The following is a 21,750-nucleotide window of genomic DNA, read 5'->3' as shown; positions in this document are numbered from 1 at the left end:
GAGGCCTTTTGTTATGACGGGTAGGGATGAGAAGGCTTAGACAGCCGGCTTCTCCAGCCGGAACTGGGCAACATCGATGCGGCCGGTTCGAAAACCTGCGGCGCAATAATGCAGGTAATAGTGCCAGGTGCGGAAGAATCGCTCGTCGAAACCGAGCGGCGCAATCTTTGGCCAGGTGGCGCGGAAGGCCTTGTCCCAGACAAGAAGCGTGCGCTCGTAATCGCGGCCAAAACGGAAACAGTCCTCAACCTTCAGCCGAGCTGAGCGGGCAATCTCGGCAAAGCCCGTGAGTGTCGGCAGCATGCCGCCCGGAAAGATATAGGTCTGAATGAAGTCCGCATGGCGCCGATAATGCTCGAAGCGGCTCTCATCAATCGTAATGACCTGGATCATCGCCTGTCCGCCGGGCACCAGAAGCTCGCGCACCTGCTCGAAATAGATCGGCCAGTGTTCCTCACCGACCGCCTCGAACATCTCTATCGAGACGATCTTCGTGAACTGGCCGCGGCAATCGCGGTAATCCTGCAGCCGGATCTCGCCCTTCTCCGCAAGTCCGGCCTCGGAAAGCCGGTGGCGGGCGAAGGCGGCCTGTTCCTTCGAGAGCGTCAGGCCGGTAACACGGCAGCCGGTCTTGCGGATCGCCTGTTCCATGAAGCCGCCCCAGCCGCAGCCGATTTCCAGCACATGATCGTCCGGGCCAATGTTGAGCTCGCGGATGATGCGGCCGTATTTTTCCCGCTGCGCCTCCTCCAGACTTGCGTCGGGATGGCTGTAGATCGCCGAGGAATAGGTCATCGTCCGGTCGAGCCAATGGCGATAGAAGGCATTGCCGAGGTCATAATGGAAGGCGATATTGCGGCGACTGCCGGATTTCGAATTGTTGCGCAGGCGGTGGCGCCAGTGGGCCAGGCGCGCCATCAGCGCCATCGGTCGGGCAAGCCTTGCCCAGTCCTTCTCATTGGCAATGGCGAGATCGAGAACCTGACCGAGATCGGGCGTCGACCAGTCGCCATCCATATAGGAGCGGGCAAAACCCAGGCTGCCGCGGGTCACGATACGGCGCAGCACGCGCGAGCGGTTGAAGCGGATCGTGGCATTCGGCCCTTGCCGGCCTTCGCCGAAATGGTGTTCGCGGCCGCTTGGAAAGACCACCGTCAGGCGGCCATGGCGCGTGCGGGCCAGCATGCGGCACAGCATGCGTTCCCAAAGCGGTGCGCGGTCTGCAACGAGAATGGGATCTCCATGTCCGGCATGCGTCATGTCTGCGTTCCTCCCCTCACGACTGGATGTTCCACCGAGCTGGCAATGCGGCTGGCGGAGGGCTGGTGCCGATGGACCGGCACGCCCTTCAGCCAGAGGCGCATGGCCTCCCAGTGGATGCCCGCCATGACCTTCATGGTCATCAGCGGAAAGGTGAACAGCGCGCGCGCCAGGCTGGCATCGGTGAGCGGCCGGCGGTGCCCCGTAAAACTCGCGAACAACAGGTTCCCCTGCCCGTCCCGTTCGTTGATCGCGATTTTCACATGCTCGCCCGGCGGCAGGATATCGAAGTCGTAGGTGCAATCCATCGGCACGAAGGGCGACACATACATTGCCTTGGCGCAGGAATGCCTCACAACCGACCCGGATCGTCCGCCGGCGGGAATGACATAGGTATGACGTTCCATGAATGTATTGCAGACCTCATAGAGCAAGGCCAGCAGATTTCCGTCGCGATCCTCGCAGAAATAGACGGTCAAGGGATTGAAGACATAGCCGAAAATGCGCGGATAGCAGAGCATGCGGATGCGCACGCCCCGATGCGGCAGACCTGCCGCGGCAAGATGGTTTTCCACCCAGGTGCGCAGCCCGCCTTCCTCGCCGGTGCCGTGGTCCTTGTCCCAGAAACTGTAGACGGCGGTGCGGTTGTGGCCGAACAGCCTCAATCCACGGTCGAGGCCATCCAGTTCATCGAGATCCAGCAGCAGTGAAAACACGCTGTAGCGCAGCCGGTGCATCTTCGGTCGCTGGCGCTGGTGCACCACCGTGCCGACATAGAGGGCGGAGGCCGTGCTCATTCGGCCGCCGCCAGCTGGGGAGCGGTAAAGATGCGACCGGATTCGTCCTCCACCTGCCAGGGCCGGCGCAGGCCCGTGGCGGCTTCGGCTGCGGCAAGTCCCGCCTGCAGCCCGTCCTCATGAAAGCCGCTGCCGAAATGCGCGCCGCAGAACCAGGTTCCGCGCCGGCCCTGCAGCTGCCAGAGCCGCCGCTGGGCGGAGGCAGCCTGCTGGTCGAACAGCGGATGCGTGTAGCGATAGGTGGCGATGATCTTGTCCGGGCGGATCTCGCGGCAGGCGTTCAGCGTGACGAACAGCGGATGGCGAGGATCGAGGTCCTGCAGCCGGTTCATCCAGTAGGTGACGCAGAGCGGCGCCTCATTGTCCACCCGCTTGCCGCCGATATAGTTCCAGCTCGACCAGATACTTTTCCGCTTCGGCATCAGGCGCTCGTCGGAATGCAGCACGGCGACGTTTTCCGTGTAGCGGAAGGAGCCCAGCACCGCGCGCTCCGTCGGGTCTGCATCGGCAAGCATCGAGAGAGCTTCGTCCGCATGCGCCGCGATGATCACGTCATCGAACCGGTCCTGATGCCCGTGGCGGTCGGTCACCAGCACACCGGCCTGGGTGCGGATGATCGAGGTCACCCTGCTGTCGAGCCGGATCTCGCCGGCAAAATCCGCGGCGATCTTCTGTACGTACTGGCGGCTGCCGCCGGTCACGGTGCGCCAGCGCGGTCGCCCGGACAGGAGGATCAGACCGTGATGCACGAAGAAGCGGACGAAGCTTGCGAGCGGATAGGCGCGCATGTCGGTGGTGGTCATCGACCAGATCGCCGCGCCCATCGGCAGCAGGTGATCCTCGATGAAGGCCTTCGAATAGCGCTCCTGTTCCAGATAGTCGCCAAGTGTCAGGTGCTCCAGATCGGGCCGATCCACCAGTCGCTCCGCTTCCCGATAGAAGCGCAGCACGTCGGACAGCATGCGCCAGAAGCGCGGGCGGGCCGCATTGCGCCGCTGGCCGAGCAGGCCCTTCAGTCCCGTGCCGGAATATTCGAAGGCGCCATCATCGATGGAAGCGGCAAACGACATGTCGGAGGCCTGGGTTTCGACGCCCAGATGATCGAACAGGGCAACGAGATTCGGATAGTTGCGGTCGTTGAACACGATGAAGCCGGTATCGACAGGGATGTCGCCATGTTCTGTCGCCACCAGGGCCGTGTTGGAATGGCCACCCAGCCGGTCGGCCGCCTCATAGAGCACCACCTCGTGGCCGCGGGCGGCAAGCCAGGCGGCGGACAAGCCGCTGATGCCGGAGCCGATGACGGCGAAGCGACGATTATTTCCCCCAGATGCAACCATGAGCCCTTGTCCGTTGTTTGCCTATGTTTGGCCTCTACGCCGCAGGCCGGCAAACGGATTTGCGCCTATTTTTCTTTTCCGCTGTGATCCGGCTTTAGATTGGGGGCGTAAAGGCCCGCATGAACGCAACTGTTTCCATCTCGGCAGGGACGTGCCACAACAATGACAAACCGGCTTGTCGTCCGGTGTCGCGTGTGAAGCATGGCCTGAAGATGAAGCGGACTGACAGATATCTCGCAGACCAGGATCTCTCCCCGGCAGAGCTTTCGCGGCTTCTGACGGCAGTGGGGCAGGAACGCAGCGTCGAGGCGTTCGAGACGATCTTTCGCTATTACGGGCCGCGCGTGCGCTCCTTCATGGCCATGAAGACGCGGGACGCGCAGCTTGCGGAAGAACTGATGCAGGAAACCATGACGGCCGTATGGAACAAGGCCGTGCAGTTCGATCCGGCCCGCGGCAATGTCTCGGCCTGGATCTTCACCATTGCGCGCAATCTGCGCATCGATGCCTTCCGCCGCAAGCGGCCGGTGTTCGACGAGAACGATCCGGTTTTCGTTGCGGACAACGCGCCGGCGGCGGATGTGGAACTGGAAGGCCGGCAGGATGCCGAACTCTTGCGCGAGGCGATGGAATCGCTGCCCGCGGAACAGCTCGATGTGCTGAGGCGCGCCTTCTTCGATGAAGCCTCGCATTCAACGATAGCAGAAGACATGGGCATTCCTCTGGGTACAGTGAAATCGCGCATCCGGCTCGCTTTCGACAAATTGCGGACCGCGCTGGAGGGCCGCCGATGACGATCAAGCACCATATCAGCGACGCGCTTCTGATGGATTATGCGTCAGGCAACCTGTCGGAAGGCTGGAGCCTTGCCGTTGCCACCCATCTTGCGCTGTGCCCGGCCTGTCGCCGGCGCCTTGCGGCCATGGAAGGGGCGGCGGGTGCCCTGTTCGACAAGATCACCGCACAGGAGCCGGTCACCACCAGTGACTGGGAAAAGATGAAGGCGCGCATTGCTGCCGCGCCCGGGGGGCAGGGCGACATCGCGGTCGCCGAACGGCCGCCGATTGCCGGATACTCTGCGCGTCCGGCCGCGACCGGCGTCATTCCGGAACCGCTGCGCTCCTATCTCGGCGGCGATGTGGATACGCTGAAGTGGCGTGCGCTCGGGCGTGGCGCCTATCAGATCCGCATTGATACCGGCGATCCGGCCACCCAGGTGCGCCTCCTGAAGATTCCGGCCGGCCGGCCGGTGCCGGAGCACACCCATGAGGGTCGGGAGCTGACTCTGGTGTTGAGCGGCAGTTTCCGCGACGGCAACGATCTGTTTGCACGTGGCGATCTGGAAGAAGCCGATGGCGACCTCCTGCACACGCCAACCGCGACCGAGGACGAGGACTGCATCTGCCTGGCCGTGACCGAGGCGCCGCTGAAGTTCTCCAGCTGGATCGTGCGGCTCATCCAGCCGGTGCTGAAGATCTAGCACACTTGTCCCTCCTGGACGGTGTGCCTGCTGCGGCAACGGTGCCTGTCACGTTCGACGGTACCTTTTGTGTCTTGCGGAGAACGTGTCTCACGGAGAAAAGGCCATGATGACTTACGCCGTTGCCTATCTCTCGACCGCCATCGTGTTCTTCGGGCTTGATTTCCTCTGGCTCGGCCGCGTCGCGACCGGCTTCTATCGCAGCCAGCTCGGCGATCTGATGCGGGAGCGGCCGGATCTTGTCGCCGCCGGCCTGTTCTACCTCGTCTATGTCGCCGGCATCGTCTATTTTGCGGTTTCCCCCGCTCTCGCCGGTGGTGGTTTGCGGCAGGCGGCACTGTCGGGCGCCATTCTCGGCCTGATCGCTTACGGCACCTATGACATCACCAATCTGGCGACGCTCAGGAACTGGCCGCTTGCCATGAGCCTCGTCGACCTTGCCTGGGGCACGCTCCTGACCGCCACGGCGGCCACGGCCGGCGCATGGCTCACGCAGAAGATCCTCGGCTGACGGGAGGCTCCCGGCGCAGGGCGGGTCTTGCCGCGCCTTGCTGCCTGCCTGCAGGCACCGTTATCGTTACCGGCTGGAACATTCGGTCCCGTGCCCGGTTCTCTCCCTGATCACAGCGAACGCATCGCACGGCAGATCAGCCCTCAGACAAGGGAGAGATCCATGGCAGACACAGATCAGAAACGCCGGGACGGGCAGCCGTCCGCCTCGCCTCGAGAAACGCCGCAGGCTCCGTTGCGAGAGCAACCGCAGCAGCCCGCATCCGTCGTCAGCGGCCGGCCGCCGGCGGCAGGTGGTCCGGCTTCCGCAACCGGCGCCGCGGCCATTGCCGGCACGGCGCCCTCCGGCCCTGGTGCACACGGCTCGGCGGCACTATCCGGTTCGCCCGCGCCCGACCGCGGCAGCGACCGGTCGAAGCCCGGCCAGTCCTCTGCCGGTTCGACCACGCCCGGCGGGAATACAGCCAGCGGCAAAGCGGCCAACGGGGCAATGGGCGGTTCCGGCGAGGACAGCGGCGGTCTGCGTGACAAGGTCGAGGAGGACTGGGAGGCCATGCGCAAGGCGGCCGGAAGCCAGTTTTCCCGGGCGACGGACAAGGTGGCGCAGACCGCGGATCGCCAGCGCGGTTTCGCCGCCGACCAAGTCTCGAGCGTCGCACGCGCCATCGACAGGGCCGGCTCCGAACTGGAATCGGAGGATCAGCGCGAACTCGGCCGTGTGACCCGCCAGCTGGGCGACAGCGTGCAGCGTCTGGCCGACGAGATGAAGGGCCGGAGCCTCAGCGAAATGGCGGCCATGGCCGAGGATTTCGGCCGCCGCCAGCCGCTCGCCTTCCTGGGCCTTGCCGCCTTTGCCGGCCTGGCCGCAAGCCGCTTTGCCGGCGCTTCCGCCAGCCGCCAGCCGTCCATGGAGCCGCGCCAGACGCGGGCCGGCGGCACCCGGCCGCAGGGGGAGACGTCCGGCACCGTTCCAACCTCCGCGACCACCCAGCCCTCGGCCCGTCCGGCGGCCGCCACGGGCACAACACCGGGAGCACATCATGGCTAACAGCACCGAGACTCGACCGCTATCCGAACTGGTGACCGGGCTGGTCGGCGATATTTCCGGCCTGTTCCGCAAGGAGATCAACCTCGCCAAGGCGGAAGCGTCGGAAAAGATGTCGCGCGCCATGGGCGGGGTGGAAACGCTGGTGGCCGGTGTCATCATCGCCATCGGTGCAGTGGGCGTTCTGCTTGCCGCACTGGTGAACGGCCTGACGGCCTTTCTTGTTGCCCGCGGCATGGCCGAACCCAATGCGGATGCCATCTCGGCGGTGGTCGTCGGCGTCATCGTCACCTTTGTTGCCTGGGGCCTTATCTCCAGGGGGCTTTCGACCATTCGCGGCAATTCCCTCAATCTCGACCGTACCGCAAACTCGCTTCGCCGGGATGCGCAGGTCCTCAAGGAGAGAACGTGATGGCTTATGCAAGTGACACCGCCCGCCCGCAGGACATCGAGCGCGAGATCGAGCAGGATCGCGAGCGTATCGGCGCGAAGCTCGATGAAATCCAGGCCCGCATGTCGCCGGGCCAGCTGATCGACGAGGCGATGGCCTATGCGAAGTCCAGCGGCGGCGCAGAATTCCTGTCCAATCTCGGCGGCTCGATGAAGACCAACCCCATGCCCGTGGCGCTGATGGGCGTCAGCCTTGCCTGGCTGATGATGGGGCAGAAGTCCGCCCCGCCTGCTGCGACCGGTTCCGCAGCGCAGGGGCTCGAGGATGATGCGGATTACCCGCTGGCGACGGTTACCGGCCCGGTGCGCCGCACCAGCCCGGTGGAGGACCACCATTCCGGTCGCTACAGCCACTTCGTGGACGCGACCGGCAATCGCTTCCGCGCGATGACGGATGCCACCGGCCGTCGCGCCGGCCATTTCGTCGATGCGAGCGGCAAGACCTATCGCGGTTTTGCCGATAGCGCCGGCAACCGGATTCACGACATCCGCGACGAGACGGGCAAGCTGTTCGACGAAGCCTCCGGCTGGCTGTCGAGCACCTGGCGCGGTCTCACCCATTCCGCCGGGCGCATGGGCCGCCACATGGCCGAAGCCGGCCGTTCGGCCGGCCAGGGGTCGATGCAGATGGGCGCCTCGCTGAAGGACCAGACGGCACGGATGAGCGACACCATGATGCGCCAGTTCCAGGATCAGCCGCTGATCGGTGGCGCGCTCGCCTTCGCGCTGGGTGCCGCCATCGGCGCCGCCCTGCCGCGCACCGAGCAGGAAGACGAGATGCTGGGCGAGACCTCCGATGCCGTGAAAGGCATGGCCGCCCGCCGCGCCTCGCAGGCGATGGATACGGCCGAACAGACCGCCAGCGACCTCTCCCACCGCGCCGGCACGATCGCCTCCGACCTGCATGATACGGCAAGAGACCGCATCGCGGAGGAGGCGCGGGAATATCGGGGCGCCTAGCCTGCTGCCTCCGTTCCCCCCACCGCTTTGACGGCTGGAGTGTCCGATATCGCAAGCCGCCATAGCTCTGCCGCAAGCATCGCAGCGAATGGCAGGGCACCGAGATACATGGTGATCCAGTTGAGGTGGCTGTGGACGATCGTGTGTTTCAGCACGATGACTTCCCAGGAAACCGTTGCGGCGACGCTTGCCAGGGTCGCCGCACACAAGGCGTGCAGGTGTCGTTGTTGCGGAAGCGGAAGCAGATGTGCGCGCATCCGGTAGCGATAAAGACCGCCAAGCAAGGCAAGCAATACGGCGGCATTTATCGGGCCGTTCCGCACGACAAATGTGCTGAGATAGGCGTACCCCACCGAAGAGGCCGTTATTTGGATACCACCCCGTATGCCGCTCTCGGAGCCGGCGGTCGAATACAAAAGAGGCAGCAAGAACGCGTCCACTCCCTTGGAAAGGCTTCCGAAGAACAGCGCGGCCTTTGCGATGTGAAGGATTGCGGCGCATGCGAAGCCTGCGACGCAGGAAACGCCGACGATCATGGATTGGAGCGTCGCTCTCCTGGCGGCCGCGAACGCGGTGCCGGACGTGCTTTTGAACTCGTGGTAGATGATTGGCACGGCGCACATCAGCGAGGTTGTCGTGATGTACTCGTAACCCGTCAGGCATTTTAGAAGGACCAGAGTGCCGACGAGGACATTCAGCAGCAGGAAGCGCTTCCCCTTGTTGTGCGTGGGGTACAGATAGAGGCAAGCAACAAACGGCAGAAATGCGAGAAATATCATCCAGTATGGTGATAATGATCGCTCTATCAGGGCGGGGGAAAATGCAAAGACGGCCATTGAGGCGAGACCTGCCTGCAGCGATAGTTCCCGGCTCGCCCACAGTCCGATTGCCGCCACGACAAGCCCCATACACAGGCATGAGACGAAACTTCCCGCCATATAGGCGAACGCTCCCCACTGAGGCTGTCCGAAGGTCAGCAGCTTTACTGCATCATACTGGGCGTTGAAGTTTGAAATATAGGGGTAGACCGTTCTGCCGATATCGCCCCCGTCAATAATCTTCACCGCCGCGATGTGAACCTTTTCCTCGAAGGCGAGCATGAAGCCTCCGAGGTCCGCGTCGCCCTTTTGCGCATAGCGCAACAGGGAGTCCCGGATGAGCTGGATGGAAAAATCATCGGGAGATGCCAACGCGCGTCTCATCAGCGGGCCGAAGCTGAAAGACGTGGCAATAAAACTGCTAAAGGCAATCCACAGGCCTGAAGCGATCACGAAAAGGGCGGTAAAGACTGCGAGAAATAACGGCGGTTTCAGTCTAGGCGAGGAAAATGACGAGATCAAATGAAGCCTCACGCGTAATACAACTCATCTGAGTGTCATCGCAGTCATAGAACTTTTCCGTATTAAGATCTATCCGTTTGTACCGGAAGTAAGCCGGCATGATGCGGTCACCGTCGGCCTTTGCCTTCCGCACCGTACCGGTGTCGGCCGCAGGTGTCAGGGACACTTGAGGTCGTATGCGGCGACGCCGCGTGCCTGGAATGCAACGGTAGCGGAACAGTCGGCCAAGGCTGCTGAACGAAGCAGATCTTCCTGATGTTCGGGCTTGAACTGCGCCACGGCAAACAGAATCTCTCCCTTCTGCCTGGCGATACCCAACACCCAGTTTGTATAGGTGCGGAACGAGCCGTACAGGTCGAGGGGATACCAGATGTGAACGCCCAGGCCTGTCACGTTGCCGGACTGCAGGCCGGTAACAACATCGGCATTGCTCGGCATGAAGGCTGAGGCTGGCGAGAGAGACCCGAGGATCGTCAGACCGGAGCCGGGATTTCGTGTCTCGTAATAGTGAAGCGTCGGATCGAAGAGAAGGCTGGGAACAACCGGCTTTTGCCTGTGGGCGAGAAGGAACTTATAGAGGGAGCGCGTGTCCTGCTGGATATATTTGCCGCGGATGATCGTTCTTGCGTTGTCAATCATGACGGATGAAAAGCAGATGATGATGGCGATTGCTGCGATCCTCCGGGTCGATGCCGTCGCATGAATTGCGATTATGGTTTCCATAAACATCATGACGAAGGGAACCAGGATAAACAGCGTTTGCCGCTGACTGGACAACGGATACTGGCCTGCAAGGGAAGCCAGAACGATTGCAGACAGTAACAGCATGGCCATCCTGCTGTTGCTGAATTCGTCCCTTTCGAACAGCGGGCGAGAACGCGCCTCCGGCCGTCTCCCCGTCCCCTGATCCTTCCGCAAACGCAAAGTTGCCGTCGCGACCGCGATGATAACCACGAACAATGGGAGGTTGATCGGTTTGAACAGAAAGAAGATCTTCTTGCCGGCTTCGGATGGTGCCTGCTGCAGAAGGCTGAGCAGTGTGGATTCCTTGTAGACCATCGCATAGTTGCTCATCTGGTAGACGAGCGTCTCGCGAAAGAGAAGAGCGTAAAGGGCAAGCCAGCAGGCGCCGAAGACACCCAGCCAGGCAATCCAGCGCAGACGAAAGCGGCCGTAGGATCTGAACAGGATGATCTCCGCCATAAGGCAGCCCGATACCAGCATTGATGAAAAGGAGAACAGGCAGGCGAGAAGCGACGCCGCGACAAACAGAGCGGGCGCAGCCCTGTTCTTGAGATCCAGGCAGGCGGAGAACACGATCAGCAGCAGACAGGCCTGCATTTCAAGGATGTAGTGCTTGATCTCTGTCGCATAGATCACCGTTTCCGGCAGAAGCATGAGAAGGCTGATGCCGAACAGCAGAGTATGCTTTCTGCGGATGCGGCAGAGATGGCCGGCAAGCGCAAGGCAGGTTGCCGTCATGCATAACAGGAGAAACCGCGTCGTTTCGACGTCTCCGCCGCCTGCTGCCCAGAGCAGGTTGATCACGATGAGAGCAAGGGGAGGGGCAGCCTGGTCGTGGAACGGCAACGGTCCGAAATAGATACCCCAGGACAACCCCATATTGGCCAGCAGGGACGATTCGTCCTGCCACAGGGGGCGACTTGTCATGAGGCAGCCCAGGAACACGAAAAGCGCGAATGAGCTCCAGAATGCCAGAGGTGCTAGACGGTCAATTCTCACAACGACCCTTCAATACCTTCTCGATCGGCGCACGGCAACGAAAAAGGCCAGACACAACGCGTAAGCCGTCACGCCTGGCCTGTGAGACCACCGAAGTTCCGATGCGACAGATTCTGATCGTCACGTCCCGCGCGATGGCGCGTAGTGCCCGAGTGCAGCCTTGAACAATTGCTTGAGCACCGCGAACTTGGCGCCATGTCCCTTGATCTTGGTCGGAACGGCCTCGCCCTTCGGATAGGAGCGGACCACGGGAATTTCGCAGACGCGATATCCGAGCTGGCCTGCCCTTGCCGTCAGATAGAAGAGCAGTTCGTAGTTGACGAACACATCGCGGAAGGGCGCGACGCGCGGATCCAGCAGATAGCGGGCCGAATAGCCGCGATAGCCGTTGGTCGTATCCGTGAAGAACCGACGACCGGCAATGCTGAGGACAGGGGCGTGGATGCAGCGGTTGCCGATCGTGCGCTCGAACGGCGTGTTTTCGGCGCGTCCGCCGGCCCGATACCGCGAACCCTGCACGTAGTCATAGCCCGCTTCCAGCTTGGCGACGAAGTCTTTCACCGCTTCGACATTGTCCTTGCCGTTGCCGTCGATGGTGATGATGCCGCGGTAGCCCTGGTCGAGGCACCAGGCATAGGCCATGCGCAGCTGCGCGCTGAGGCGACCCGGGCCGGTCTTGGTGAGAACCGCACGGACGCCCTGTTCCTGCACGAAGGACGCCTCCAGCGATCCGTCGGTCGACCCCCCATCGGCGATGATGACATCGACCGGCAGACGGGCGGCGGCCGTGCGACGGAGCTGTTCCTGAATGCGCTTGCCTTCATTGATGACGGGGATCACGAGGACATAGTCATGCGTCTTGCCCGCATATTCATCAACACGGTGGGCGGGAAGCTGACGAGAGCTGGAAGCGACGTGCGCCTGTTCAGTCATGATGAGGGGCTTTCACTGGTGCCGCGCCGGCGCGCGCGAAGACGAGGTGGCGGCTGACGATATAGTTGACGACGAAGGAGAATGCGGTGGCGCCGACGAGAACGACGAGGCCCTGACCCACGGCGCCGAAAAGCGGCTGCAGTGCCATGACTGCGGCCAGTCGTGCCACGAGCGTGACGCCAACGGCAACAAGATAGAGAACGCCGCGGCGAACCGAAACGGCAGAGGATGCGTCCCGGAACGTCCAGAACTCATGCATCAGGTAATTCATTACCGCACCGCAGGCAAAACCCGCAAAGGCCGACAGGGTCAACGGCAGGCCGGCCTTCGCAGACAGTGTCCATGCCGTGCCGAGATCCACGCCGAGACCGATGACGGCGACCATGCCGAAGCGCAGCAGAGATGATTGGAGCAATCGGCTGATCATGCGCTGGCCGCCAGGGAGCGTTCGTGGCCGGTTACGAGACCGGAATGCGCCTCGCGCCATTCGGGATGCATGTGGCGCACGAGGTCGAACAGATCGTAGATGTTGTCGATCTTGCCGCCGAGGATCGAGGTGACGCGCGATGTTTGCGGCAGGCGCTGATAGAGGATCGGACGTCCGTCGTCGGCCTCGCTCTTCACCAGCACCGTCTTGACGTCATAGATTGACTTCACCCACTGCGCCTCGGCCAGGCTTGGAACGTAACGCTGCCCGTCAACGATCATGTGTCGGTAGCGATCATCTGCGCTGAAGCCGGCCATCACGTCATAGGGCTTGCGCGGATCTGTCGCATCCGTCCAGCTGTGATGCGGTGTGTAGCGCACATGGGTCAGTGAATAGAGCTTTTCCGAGGGATAGGGCATGACCGAGAGGAAAGGCCCATCCATGATGGTGATGCCATAGCCATTCATCTGCCGGGGAGGCTCGACCAGGGCAATCTCGGTGACTTCATATTTCAGATTGGCCTGTGGCAAGGCTGCGGAACGCAGCAGGCTGTTGATCTGGGCATAGGTCACATTGAAAACATGCCGGGCCGAAATCTCGCTGCCGTCCGATAGCCGGACGATGGTGCAGTCCGGACGCTCCTCGATCTCGCGTGCTTCCGTTTTCAGGCGCACCTCCACGCCGCTCGCCGGAAGCCGTTCGGCCATTCGGTCCCGCAGGACGGAAAAATCGAAGGCATATTCCTGGCAGGCGAACACGTCCTCGATCGTTTCCGGATCGAAGAGAGCTGCCTGCATGGGGTTTGCCGGAGTAATCGGTGCACCCATGTCGGAGAACATCTTGAAGAAGCGCTTCGCCGACACCTTCGATCGCTTGCGCGCGATCGCGTAGAGCATCTGAAAGTCGCTCGTCACCGCATCGGGAAAATCCATTGCGAAGCGGCGGTGCAGTACCATGGACTTGACCGCCGTCAGCACGCTTCTCGGATAATGAAACCCGGTGTGGATACGCGCTTGGTTGACGCGCGAGGCCCGGTTCATCAACTGGGACTCGGCCTCGACAACAAGGACGCGATCCGTGACCGAGCGGAGGAACAGGGCAAGGCAGCAGCCGTAGAAGCCGCCACCGATGATCAGGCAATCAACATCCGTCCGGGTCATTTGCGCATGCCTGCAGCGATCCGGTTCTCGTTTTCCCTCGGCGCGCTGCCCGCTGCATCCTCACCAGGCAGACCAGCGTCGTCCTCGATGCCAACCTCCACATTCAGCTCGTGCAGAACGCGATTGAACAGATCCGTCGCGCTGCGCTCGTCGCTGATATCGTTCATTGCATCGACAGAGAGGATCCGCAGGACCTTGTGGAGTCCGATCGACAGGCCAAACGTGGCGCCGGCCATGAAGGCTGCACTCAGTCCGAGGATCAGCGACGTACTGAACCAGCCTTCCTGCACCTCGGCATAGGTCAGCCACACGATGATCGCGTAGATCAGGTACAGGACGGAGGCAATGGCCACCATCAGGGCGCCTAGCGCAATCAGCGTGAGGACCCTCGGTGCGGCGCTGATCAGCATGTCCTGCAACAGCGACAGCCTGCGCCGCAGGTCATGCGGCGCAAGGGGGGATGGCTGTCTTTCGCGCGCCGGAATCCAGCGGACGGGGATGCCGCTGTCCATCGGCGGAAAACGCAGGGCCAGTTGCCGGTCGGAATGTGCCATCACCCGGTTCAGCCAGGTTTTCGGCAAGGCGATCGTCAGCATGTCGCGAGCATCGGCATGAAAGCCTGCCGTCTTGCCGAGACTGCTCAGGAGCGGATTGAGACCATAGCGGAACGCGCCCGAGCGCCCGCGCAGCACGAGGATCGAATCCTGCCGCAAGGCCGTCTCGATCATTTCCACCGGTTCGAAGCAGCCCTGTTCTTCAATGGCCGTCATAAGAACCACATCGCCGATGCTTTCGGCCGCAAGCAACAGCCTCTTGCGATAGAAGGGGGTTGCGTGACGGGTGCTCAGCAGGCGGATGTTCGGAACCACCGCCAGCAACCGGTCTTCGGCCAGCTTCCGCTCGGACTCTTCGCCGCCGTCTCTGGAGATGATAAGGATCTCCCAATAGCGGAACGCTGTGGCCAGTTTGCCAGCCAGAGCCTTGAGCGCGGCTTCGCTGCCGGTGCCCAGTGCCACATCGGCCAGGCAAACCGATACAAATATGTCTTCGCGCAATGGCCGCGTCATGCTCCACTCTCCTTTGCCTGTCCTGCCGCTTGACAGAAACGGCCGAGTACACTGTCTAAATCATCCAATGGTGTTGCCGTCTGCTTCATCTCGATGGAAGCCCAGCCCGTATAGCCTGCCCGATCGAGTGCCTTGAATACGATGGCGGTCTGATCGGCGCTGGCAGGTGCCGGAGCCAGATGAGGCTCACTGACATGCACGTGGCTGATGTGCGAAACGGCGCGCGCGATGAGATCTTCGACCTTCGAGAACTCGCCGTTCATGTGCATCGCGCCCAGATCCAGAATGAGCGTCACGGCCGGATGGTCGACCGCTTCCACCATGGCCAGCGCCTCGTCGGCCCGGTTTAGGAAATTCGTGCCATAGGCAACCGGGTTGAACTCCAGGCCGAACTTCGTGCCCGCTGTCTGGGCGGCGTCGCCCAGTTCGCGAAAGGTTTCGACGGCAATGGCCAGAACCCTGTCGGACGTCATGTCTGCCGGCACGATTCGCTGGCGCGGCGAACCAAAGACGAGGTTTGGAATCTTCAGCCTGCCGGCGAAATCGATCGCCCGGATCAATGCCTTCTTGAGCTTGTACCGGCCTTCTTCGTTTTCGAAAAGCGCCGCTCCATCCACGCCGAACAGAAGGGACTGCATCGACACCAGGGCAAGATCATGCGCCTGCATGGCGGCACGTTCAGTCTCGACGCGCTCTTCCGACGGCACCAGAGGATCCGGGCTGCCATGGAAGAGCAGGCCTGGGGCAACCTCAAGGCCGCGAATGCCGTGACGCTTCATCAGGCCATAGGCCGCATCCCGATCGTTCGGAGCCCAGGCGATGTTGGAGACGGCGAGCTTCCGGGTCATGGCGTGACCTGTGCGAAATAGGCTTTCAGCCGGTCAGCGACCTCCTCGGGCGATTGCATGTAGACGCCGTCTCGCTGCCACAGGCTGGCATGGCACGTGCGCATGTCCTCCCTGTGCAGTCGCGCTCCGTTCGGCGCCATCGTTTCGCCCGTTGCCAGTTCGAACACGGCACTGGCCTTCAGCGGCGCTGGCGCAAGATGAATCGTTGGCAGGCCGGCATCGACCGAGCGGGAAACATCGGACCAGATCTGCGACATGTCGTAATACTGAAACTCGCTGTCCGGATTGGTGAATGCGAGTGCGGAGTAGCCCAGTTCGGTTACGGCCGCCTCCAGCTCCGAGCGCAGTCCCGAAGCATCAAGACCGGCGCGATCGACCATCATCATTCCGAGTTCGGTGTCTTCGCTGTAGATCCGCCGGACTGCGACGGCGAGCGTTTCCGGCAATGCTGCACAAAGCTCGCCAAAGCGCGCCGGCGGCAGCATGCTGGGCATGGGGTTCAGGATGTCGAATATGAAATTCTTCTTCAGGCCCTCGCCGAACAGGGCCGGAAGGCGCACGATCAGGCAGTTGTTGAAATGCTCTGCACAAAAAGCCTCGAGGCGGCGCCGGTTGCGGCCATAGGCCAGGTCCAGCTGATAGTCGTCCGTTTCTTCGTCAAGTCCCTTGTCGAAGGAAGCCAGGACGGCAATGCTGGAGAGAAGAATGAACCGATCAGCTGAGATCGTCGAGAGGATATCGATCAGGGCATCGACGCGAGCGGCATCCCGATCCGGGAACCGGTTGGCCTCGAACATCGAGCCTGGCGCGGCAGCGCACGCAACAAGGCTGAAATCCTGTTCACGTGCCGAGGCAATATTCTTGCTGTTGAAGAGATGGTCAAATGCGTGCTGTCGAGAAATAGCACCACCGACGAAGCCAGTGTGACCAATGAGTGCAGAAGACATTATAAACCTACAGTAAGTTTTTGTGCACTGCAGTCTAGCATGGTGCCGAAGGCGTGCAAGCCGTTACTGCTTCTCTTAGCAAGGCCTTGCCCGCGTTGCAGTCGCGCCTGATGGAATAAGGACACACTTTGTGCCACCAAATTCATAAATTGAGGGAGTTTACGGAAAACGATGGCGGACAGAGAGGGATTCGAACCCTCGATACGCTTTCACGTATACACGCGTTCCAGGCGTGCGCCTTCAACCACTCGGCCACCTGTCCTTGATCCAAGGGCTGCCCGGCCGGTTTGGCGAAGCAGCGGTCGGGGCGGATATATACCGATGAATTTCCCGCAATCAACCGGAATCTGAAACTTTTGTGACCTCGAGGCCAAGTCTCTGGTTTTGCTGGCGGAAAACTCCGGTGGCGGTTGGTGCATTGCCAAGCGGCCCATGCGGGCCTAATCTTTCAATCCCTGTCGGACGCATGAGGGATCGGATCGGGCCATGGCGTTTTTCTTCCGGTTTCTGAGCTTTCTCGCCCTGGTGGCGGCGATTGCCGCAGGCACGATCGATGCCATTGCCTCGGTGGCCGGCTCCTCCGTGGTGCTGACCAGCCTGCAGGAGGAGTGGCGTTCCATCAGTCCCGCGACGCTGCCTCTGGTGCAAGCCTGGGTCGAGCACTATATTCACCCCGAAGCGTGGCAGAGCGGGCTTGCCGTGATCATCCGCCAGCCGGCATTCGCCGTCTGGCTCGGTCTGTCCTTGGCTCTGTGGATGATCGGTTACCGGCGTCCGCGGCCCCGCGGCCTGTTCGTCTGAGGCGGCGGCGCGGGCGGCAACCGCAACGAGGGAGGTTCGAAATGTTCCTGATCGACATGTTCAACAAGAAGACCGTCATGCCGACGGCGGAGGCGGCTCTGCCGGGTCGTGTCGACCCGCTCGCCACTGCCGAGCATCACTTCGTCAATGGACGTCCGCTGAAAGGCCCCTATCCTGACCATCTGCATGTCGCCTATTTCGGCATGGGCTGCTTCTGGGGCGCGGAGCGCCTATTCTGGCGGCTGCCGGGCGTCTGGGTTACCGCCGTGGGCTATCAGGGCGGCCTGACGCCGAATCCGACCTATCACGAGACGACGACGGGGCTCACCGGCCATGCCGAAATCGTCAAGGTGGTGTTCGATTCGGCGGTCATCTCCTACGATGCCCTGCTGAAGACCTTCTTCGAGGAGCATGATCCGACCCAGGGCATGCGCCAGGGCAACGACATCGGTACCACCTATCGCTCCGCCATCTATACGACCACACCGGAGCAGCTGGAAGCGGCGGAACGGGCGCGCGCGGCCTTCCAGGCGGCGCTGAAGGCTGCCGGTCGCGCCGCCGTCATCACCACCGAGATCGCCCCGGCGGCCGAATTCTATTACGCGGAAGACTATCACCAGCAGTATCTGGCCAAGAATCCGGCCGGCTATTGCGGTCTGCGCGGCACGGGCGTCAGCTGCCCCGTCGGCGGCTGATCTGACTGTTTTGGCGGCGAAAAGCCGCCCTCTTGTGCAGTCCTGCGACTGAAATGGCGACGAGTTGCGCAGATTTTTCGTTTTTGACCAAACGAAAAATTTCTGGTGAATTTTGCTGAAACCCATGCAAGGATAGAGGCCTGCCAGGCATAATGATGAAGAGGCCGGCAACCGCAGACATGCCTTCGCGAGACAGGCGTGCGGGGGGACCCACAATGACGAGCAAAAACAGGGCTGCACGATGAAGAAAACCCTTTTGACACTGATTGCCATGGCAGCGCTTTCGACCACGGCGCTGGCGGCTGACATCAAGCCGGCGCTGGTCTATGGCACCGGCGGCAAGTTCGACAAATCCTTCAACGAAGCGGCTTTCCAGGGCGCGGAGAAGTACAAGAAGGAAACCGGCACCGATTTCCGCGACTTCGAACCGACCAGCGACACCCAGGGCGAGCAGGCCATCCGCAACTTCGCCTCGCGCGGCTACAACCCCGTCGTTGCCGTCTCCTTCGCCTGGACCTCGGCCATGGAAAAGGTGGCTGCCGAATTCCCCGACACCAAGTTCGTCATCGTTGATTCCGTCGTCAAGCTGCCGAACGTGCGCTCGGTCGTCTTCAAGGAAGAAGAGGGCTCCTACCTCGTCGGCGTGCTGGCCGGCATGGCATCGAAGTCCGGCAAGGTCGGTTTCATCGGCGGCATGGATATTCCGCTGATCCGCAAGTTCGCCTGTGGTTACGCCCAGGGCGCCAAGGCCGCCAACCCGAAGATCGAAGTGCTGCAGAACATGACCGGCACGACCGGTGCTGCCTGGAACGATCCGGTGCGCGGCGGTGAACTGACCAAGAACCAGATCGACCAGGGCGCCGACGTCATCTACGCGGCAGCAGGCGCCACCGGTCTCGGCGTGCTGCAAACCGCTGCCGACAACAAGAAGCTGTCTATCGGCGTCGATTCCAACCAGAACCACCTGCATCCGGGCTCGGTTCTGACCTCCATGGTCAAGCGCGTCGATCTTGCCGTCTACAATGCCTACAAGGACGCCGCAGCCGGCACGTTCACCGGTGGCATCCAGGCCAATGGCGTGAAGGAAGAGGGCGTGGGCTACGCGCTCGATGACAACAATGCCAAGCTGATCACGCCGGACATGAAGGCCGCAGTCGAGAAGGCCAAGGCCGACATCATCTCGGGTGCCGTCAAGGTTCACGATTACATGTCGGACAACAGCTGCCCGATGTAATCCATAGCGGTAAGGGCGCATCGCGGGTTCCGCCATGCGCCCTTACCATGTCCGGCTTCCGGAAAGGAAAGGCCAGAGCGTGAGCCAGCATCCCGCTATTGAACTGGTGGGCATCGACAAGAGCTTCGGTGCCGTTCATGCCAACAAGAACATCAATCTGAAGGTGGAAAAGGGAACGATCCACGGCATCATCGGGGAGAATGGTGCCGGCAAGTCGACGCTCATGTCCATCATCTACGGCTTCTATCAGGCCGATCGCGGCGAGATCCGCATCGACGGCAAGCCGTTGACCATCCGTGACAGCCAGGCCGCGATTGCCGCCGGCATCGGCATGGTGCACCAGCATTTCATGCTGGTGGAGAATTTCACGGTGCTGGAGAACATCATGCTCGGCGCCGAGGGCGGGCAGCTGCTTGCCAGGGGTGCGTCCGGCGCGCGCAGGGAACTGAAGCGTCTGGAGACCGATTACGGTCTTGACGTCGATCCCGATGCGCTGATCGAAGACCTGCCCGTCGGCAAGCAGCAGCGCGTGGAAATCCTGAAGGCGCTTTACCGCAGCGCCGACATCCTGATCCTCGACGAGCCGACGGGCGTTCTGACCCCGGCCGAGGCCGACCACCTGTTCAAGGTGCTGAAGGTGCTGCGCGACCAGGGCAAGACGGTGATCCTCATCACGCACAAGCTGCGCGAGATCATGGCGATCACCGACGAGGTGTCCGTCATGCGCCGCGGCGAAATGGTCGCAACCCGCAAGACGGCGGACACCACCGTCGAGGAACTGGCCGAACTGATGGTTGGTCGCCGCGTGCTGCTGCGTGTCGAAAAGGGCGAGGCAAAGCCCGGCGAGGTGCGGCTGTCGGTGAAGAACCTCACCGTCAAGGACAGCCGCGGCGTCACCATGGTCGACAACGTCTCCTTCGATGTGCGCGAAGGCGAAATCGTCGGGATTGCCGGCGTGGCGGGCAACGGACAGTCGGAGCTTCTGGAAGCGATTGCCGGCATTCGCAAGCCGGCCGCCGGCGAGATCCTGCTGGATGGCCAGCCGATTGCTAACGCCGATCCGGCGCGGCTGAGGGCGCTCGGCCTTGCCCATATTCCCGAAGACCGCCACCACATGGGGCTCGTGCTGAAGTTCTCCGAATATGAGAATGCGGTGCTGGGCTACCATCGGGATTCCCGTTACGGCCAGGCCGGCTTTCTCGACCTGAAGGCCATGCAGGCCGAGGCCGTCGAGAAGATCGCCAAATACGACATCCGTCCGCCGAACCCGCTGTTGAAGACCGCCAATTTTTCCGGCGGCAACCAGCAGAAGATCGTGGTGGCGCGCGAGATCGAGCGCGATCCCAGGGCGCTGATCATCGGTCAGCCGACCCGCGGCGTCGATATCGGCGCCATCGAATTCATTCACCGCCGCATCGTTGACATGCGCGACGCCGGCAAGGCCGTTCTGCTCGTCTCCGTCGAACTGGACGAGATCCGTTCGCTGTCGGATCGCATCCTCGTGATGTTCGCCGGCAAGGTGGTGGGCGAAAAGACCGCGGATGCCGGCGAGCAGACGCTGGGCCTGATGATGGCAGGCATTGCCGCATGAGAAAGACCCTTTCATGAGTACCGCTTCCGTACCCTTGCCCAACTGGATCACCTACGGGCTGATGCCGCTGCTTAACCTGCTGGTGGCCTTCTTCATCTCGGGTCTCGTGGTCTGGTGGATCGGCGAGGATCCCATAGCTGCGCTGAAGCTTCTGATCGAAGGTTCGCTCGGGCGTGGCGATGCGATCGGCTTTACGCTGTTCTACGCCACCAGCTTCATCTTTACCGGCCTGTCGGTGGCGGTGGCCTTCCATGCCGGCCTGTTCAACATCGGCTCTGAAGGCCAGGCCTATCTCGGCGGCCTCGGTGCGGCGCTGGTGGCGCTGGCGCTCGATCACTATGTGCCCTGGTATGTGACCATGCCCTTTGCGGTGATCGGCGCGGCCCTGTTCGGAGCGGCCTGGGCCTTCATTCCGGCCTGGCTGCAGGCGAAACGCGGCAGCCATATCGTCATCACCACCATCATGTTCAACTTCATCGGCGCGGCCCTCATGGTCTACCTGCTGGTGAACGTGCTGATCGTGCCGGGCAAGATGGCGCCGGAAACCCGCACCTTCCTGCCCGGCGGGCAGTTGCCGAAGCTTGACTGGCTGATGGCCTGGTTCGGCCTGAAGCTCGGACCGGCACCGTTCAACGTCTCCTTCCTGATTGCGCTGGTGATGGCCTTTCTCGTCTGGGTGCTGATCTGGCGCACCAAGCTCGGCTATGAGATGCGAACGCTCGGCATCAGCCCCTCTGCCGCCGTCTATGCCGGCATTCCCTATGGGCGCACGGTCATCATCGCCATGCTGATTTCCGGTGGTCTCGCCGGCATGATGGCGCTTAACCCGGTAATGGGGGCGTCAGCCCGCCTGCAGGTGGAATTCGTCGGTGGCGCCGGCTTCGTCGGCATCGCGGTGTCGCTGATGGGGCGCAGCCATCCCCTCGGCATCGTCTTGGCGGCGCTTCTGTTTGGCATCCTGTACCAGGGCGGCGCCGATCTCTCCTTCGAGATGCCCAACATCACCCGCGAAATGATCGTGGTGATCCAGGGTCTGGTGATCCTGTTTGCCGGCGCTCTGGAATACATGTTCCGCCCGGCCATGGTTCACCTGTACCAGCGCCTGAGACGGGCCTGAGGAGC

Annotated in this window: 22 protein-coding genes and 1 tRNA gene; 11 read left to right on the top strand and 12 right to left on the bottom strand. The window is 62.1% G+C overall.

Features of this window, described 5'->3' with window-relative positions:
* Positions 1-36 precede the first annotated feature (36 nt).
* From KLP42_RS16395 to KLP42_RS16385, 3 genes are read right to left on the bottom strand one after another with little or no spacing between them, the layout of a single operon-like run.
* The gene (locus tag KLP42_RS16395; protein WP_215568028.1) at positions 37-1,260 is read right to left on the bottom strand and encodes an SAM-dependent methyltransferase; all 1,224 of its coding nucleotides are present in this window, start codon (positions 1,258-1,260) and stop codon (positions 37-39) included.
* Complete coding sequence (locus KLP42_RS16390; protein WP_215568027.1) at positions 1,257-2,057, bottom strand: DUF1365 domain-containing protein; 801 nt, start codon at positions 2,055-2,057, stop codon at positions 1,257-1,259. The genes KLP42_RS16395 and KLP42_RS16390 overlap by 4 nt, the downstream gene beginning before the upstream one ends.
* A complete protein-coding gene (locus KLP42_RS16385) occupies positions 2,054-3,397 on the bottom strand; it encodes an NAD(P)/FAD-dependent oxidoreductase (protein ID WP_215568026.1) in 1,344 nt (447 codons plus the stop codon). The genes KLP42_RS16390 and KLP42_RS16385 overlap by 4 nt, the downstream gene beginning before the upstream one ends.
* A 212-nt stretch (positions 3,398-3,609) precedes the next feature.
* Here KLP42_RS16385 and KLP42_RS16380 point away from each other — a divergent pair, with 212 nt between their 5' ends.
* From KLP42_RS16380 to KLP42_RS16355, 6 genes are all read left to right on the top strand, one after another.
* Positions 3,610-4,191 carry a sigma-70 family RNA polymerase sigma factor gene (locus tag KLP42_RS16380; RefSeq protein ID WP_215568025.1) on the top strand — a complete coding sequence of 194 codons (582 nt, stop codon included), beginning with the start codon at positions 3,610-3,612 and terminating at the stop codon, positions 4,189-4,191.
* Positions 4,188-4,877 (top strand): ChrR family anti-sigma-E factor, encoded by a 690-nt coding sequence (locus KLP42_RS16375; protein ID WP_215568024.1) that lies wholly within the window; start codon positions 4,188-4,190, stop codon positions 4,875-4,877. Before KLP42_RS16380 ends, KLP42_RS16375 begins: the two co-directional genes overlap by 4 nt.
* A 109-nt stretch (positions 4,878-4,986) precedes the next feature.
* Positions 4,987-5,388 (top strand): DUF2177 family protein, encoded by a 402-nt coding sequence (locus KLP42_RS16370; RefSeq protein ID WP_215568159.1) that lies wholly within the window; start codon positions 4,987-4,989, stop codon positions 5,386-5,388.
* Between the two features lie 162 nt (positions 5,389-5,550).
* Positions 5,551-6,435 carry a hypothetical protein gene (locus tag KLP42_RS16365; protein WP_215568023.1) on the top strand — a complete coding sequence of 295 codons (885 nt, stop codon included), beginning with the start codon at positions 5,551-5,553 and terminating at the stop codon, positions 6,433-6,435.
* On the top strand, positions 6,428-6,844 hold the full coding sequence (locus tag KLP42_RS16360; protein WP_215568022.1) for a phage holin family protein: 417 nt from the start codon (positions 6,428-6,430) through the stop codon (positions 6,842-6,844). The genes KLP42_RS16365 and KLP42_RS16360 overlap by 8 nt, the downstream gene beginning before the upstream one ends.
* Positions 6,844-7,842, top strand: coding sequence for a DUF3618 domain-containing protein (locus tag KLP42_RS16355; RefSeq protein ID WP_215568021.1), 999 nt, complete (start codon positions 6,844-6,846; stop codon positions 7,840-7,842). Before KLP42_RS16360 ends, KLP42_RS16355 begins: the two co-directional genes overlap by 1 nt.
* On the opposite strand, the gene KLP42_RS16350 is transcribed toward KLP42_RS16355, so the two are convergent.
* The 9 genes from KLP42_RS16350 to KLP42_RS16310 all read right to left on the bottom strand — a co-directional run bounded on the left by KLP42_RS16350 (position 7,839) and on the right by KLP42_RS16310 (position 16,569).
* Entirely contained in the window at positions 7,839-9,182 is a 1,344-nt protein-coding gene (locus tag KLP42_RS16350; RefSeq protein ID WP_215568020.1) for a hypothetical protein, read from the bottom strand. The genes KLP42_RS16355 and KLP42_RS16350 overlap by 4 nt on opposite strands.
* A gap of 156 nt (positions 9,183-9,338) precedes the next feature.
* The gene (locus tag KLP42_RS16345; protein WP_215568019.1) at positions 9,339-10,853 is read right to left on the bottom strand and encodes a hypothetical protein; all 1,515 of its coding nucleotides are present in this window, start codon (positions 10,851-10,853) and stop codon (positions 9,339-9,341) included.
* 192 nt (positions 10,854-11,045) lie between these two features.
* Positions 11,046-11,858 carry a glycosyltransferase family 2 protein gene (locus tag KLP42_RS16340; protein WP_215568018.1) on the bottom strand — a complete coding sequence of 271 codons (813 nt, stop codon included), beginning with the start codon at positions 11,856-11,858 and terminating at the stop codon, positions 11,046-11,048.
* The gene (locus tag KLP42_RS16335) at positions 11,851-12,285 is read right to left on the bottom strand and encodes a GtrA family protein (protein WP_215568017.1); all 435 of its coding nucleotides are present in this window, start codon (positions 12,283-12,285) and stop codon (positions 11,851-11,853) included. Before KLP42_RS16335 ends, KLP42_RS16340 begins: the two co-directional genes overlap by 8 nt.
* Positions 12,282-13,445 carry an FAD-dependent oxidoreductase gene (locus KLP42_RS16330; RefSeq protein WP_215568016.1) on the bottom strand — a complete coding sequence of 388 codons (1,164 nt, stop codon included), beginning with the start codon at positions 13,443-13,445 and terminating at the stop codon, positions 12,282-12,284. The genes KLP42_RS16335 and KLP42_RS16330 overlap by 4 nt, the downstream gene beginning before the upstream one ends.
* A complete protein-coding gene (locus KLP42_RS16325) occupies positions 13,442-14,512 on the bottom strand; it encodes a hypothetical protein (RefSeq protein ID WP_215568013.1) in 1,071 nt (356 codons plus the stop codon). Before KLP42_RS16325 ends, KLP42_RS16330 begins: the two co-directional genes overlap by 4 nt.
* Positions 14,509-15,360 carry a sugar phosphate isomerase/epimerase family protein gene (locus tag KLP42_RS16320; RefSeq protein ID WP_215568011.1) on the bottom strand — a complete coding sequence of 284 codons (852 nt, stop codon included), beginning with the start codon at positions 15,358-15,360 and terminating at the stop codon, positions 14,509-14,511. Before KLP42_RS16320 ends, KLP42_RS16325 begins: the two co-directional genes overlap by 4 nt.
* Complete coding sequence (locus KLP42_RS16315; RefSeq protein ID WP_215568008.1) at positions 15,357-16,307, bottom strand: Rossmann-fold NAD(P)-binding domain-containing protein; 951 nt, start codon at positions 16,305-16,307, stop codon at positions 15,357-15,359. The genes KLP42_RS16320 and KLP42_RS16315 overlap by 4 nt, the downstream gene beginning before the upstream one ends.
* A gap of 172 nt (positions 16,308-16,479) precedes the next feature.
* Positions 16,480-16,569, bottom strand: a tRNA-Ser gene (locus KLP42_RS16310).
* Positions 16,570-16,793: 224 nt separating this feature from the next.
* Between KLP42_RS16310 and KLP42_RS16305 the strand changes: the two genes are divergently transcribed.
* The 5 genes from KLP42_RS16305 (at position 16,794) to KLP42_RS16285 (ending at position 21,745) form a co-directional block, all read left to right on the top strand.
* The gene (locus KLP42_RS16305; RefSeq protein ID WP_215568006.1) at positions 16,794-17,108 is read left to right on the top strand and encodes a hypothetical protein; all 315 of its coding nucleotides are present in this window, start codon (positions 16,794-16,796) and stop codon (positions 17,106-17,108) included.
* 41 nt (positions 17,109-17,149) lie between these two features.
* On the top strand, positions 17,150-17,803 hold the full coding sequence (msrA, locus tag KLP42_RS16300; RefSeq protein WP_215568004.1) for a peptide-methionine (S)-S-oxide reductase MsrA: 654 nt from the start codon (positions 17,150-17,152) through the stop codon (positions 17,801-17,803).
* A gap of 241 nt (positions 17,804-18,044) precedes the next feature.
* Positions 18,045-19,037, top strand: coding sequence for a BMP family lipoprotein (locus tag KLP42_RS16295; RefSeq protein WP_215568002.1), 993 nt, complete (start codon positions 18,045-18,047; stop codon positions 19,035-19,037).
* A 79-nt stretch (positions 19,038-19,116) separates the two neighbouring features.
* The gene (locus KLP42_RS16290) at positions 19,117-20,628 is read left to right on the top strand and encodes an ABC transporter ATP-binding protein (protein WP_215568000.1); all 1,512 of its coding nucleotides are present in this window, start codon (positions 19,117-19,119) and stop codon (positions 20,626-20,628) included.
* A gap of 13 nt (positions 20,629-20,641) precedes the next feature.
* Positions 20,642-21,745, top strand: coding sequence for an ABC transporter permease (locus KLP42_RS16285; protein WP_215567998.1), 1,104 nt, complete (start codon positions 20,642-20,644; stop codon positions 21,743-21,745).
* The last annotated feature ends 5 nt before the right edge of the window (positions 21,746-21,750 follow it).

It is taken from the genome of Rhizobium sp. CSW-27, assembly GCF_018760785.1.
Lineage (GTDB): Bacteria > Pseudomonadota > Alphaproteobacteria > Rhizobiales > Rhizobiaceae > Neorhizobium.
Note: the sequence above shows the minus strand (reverse complement) of the source record. Positions and strands in the feature narration are given on the sequence as shown.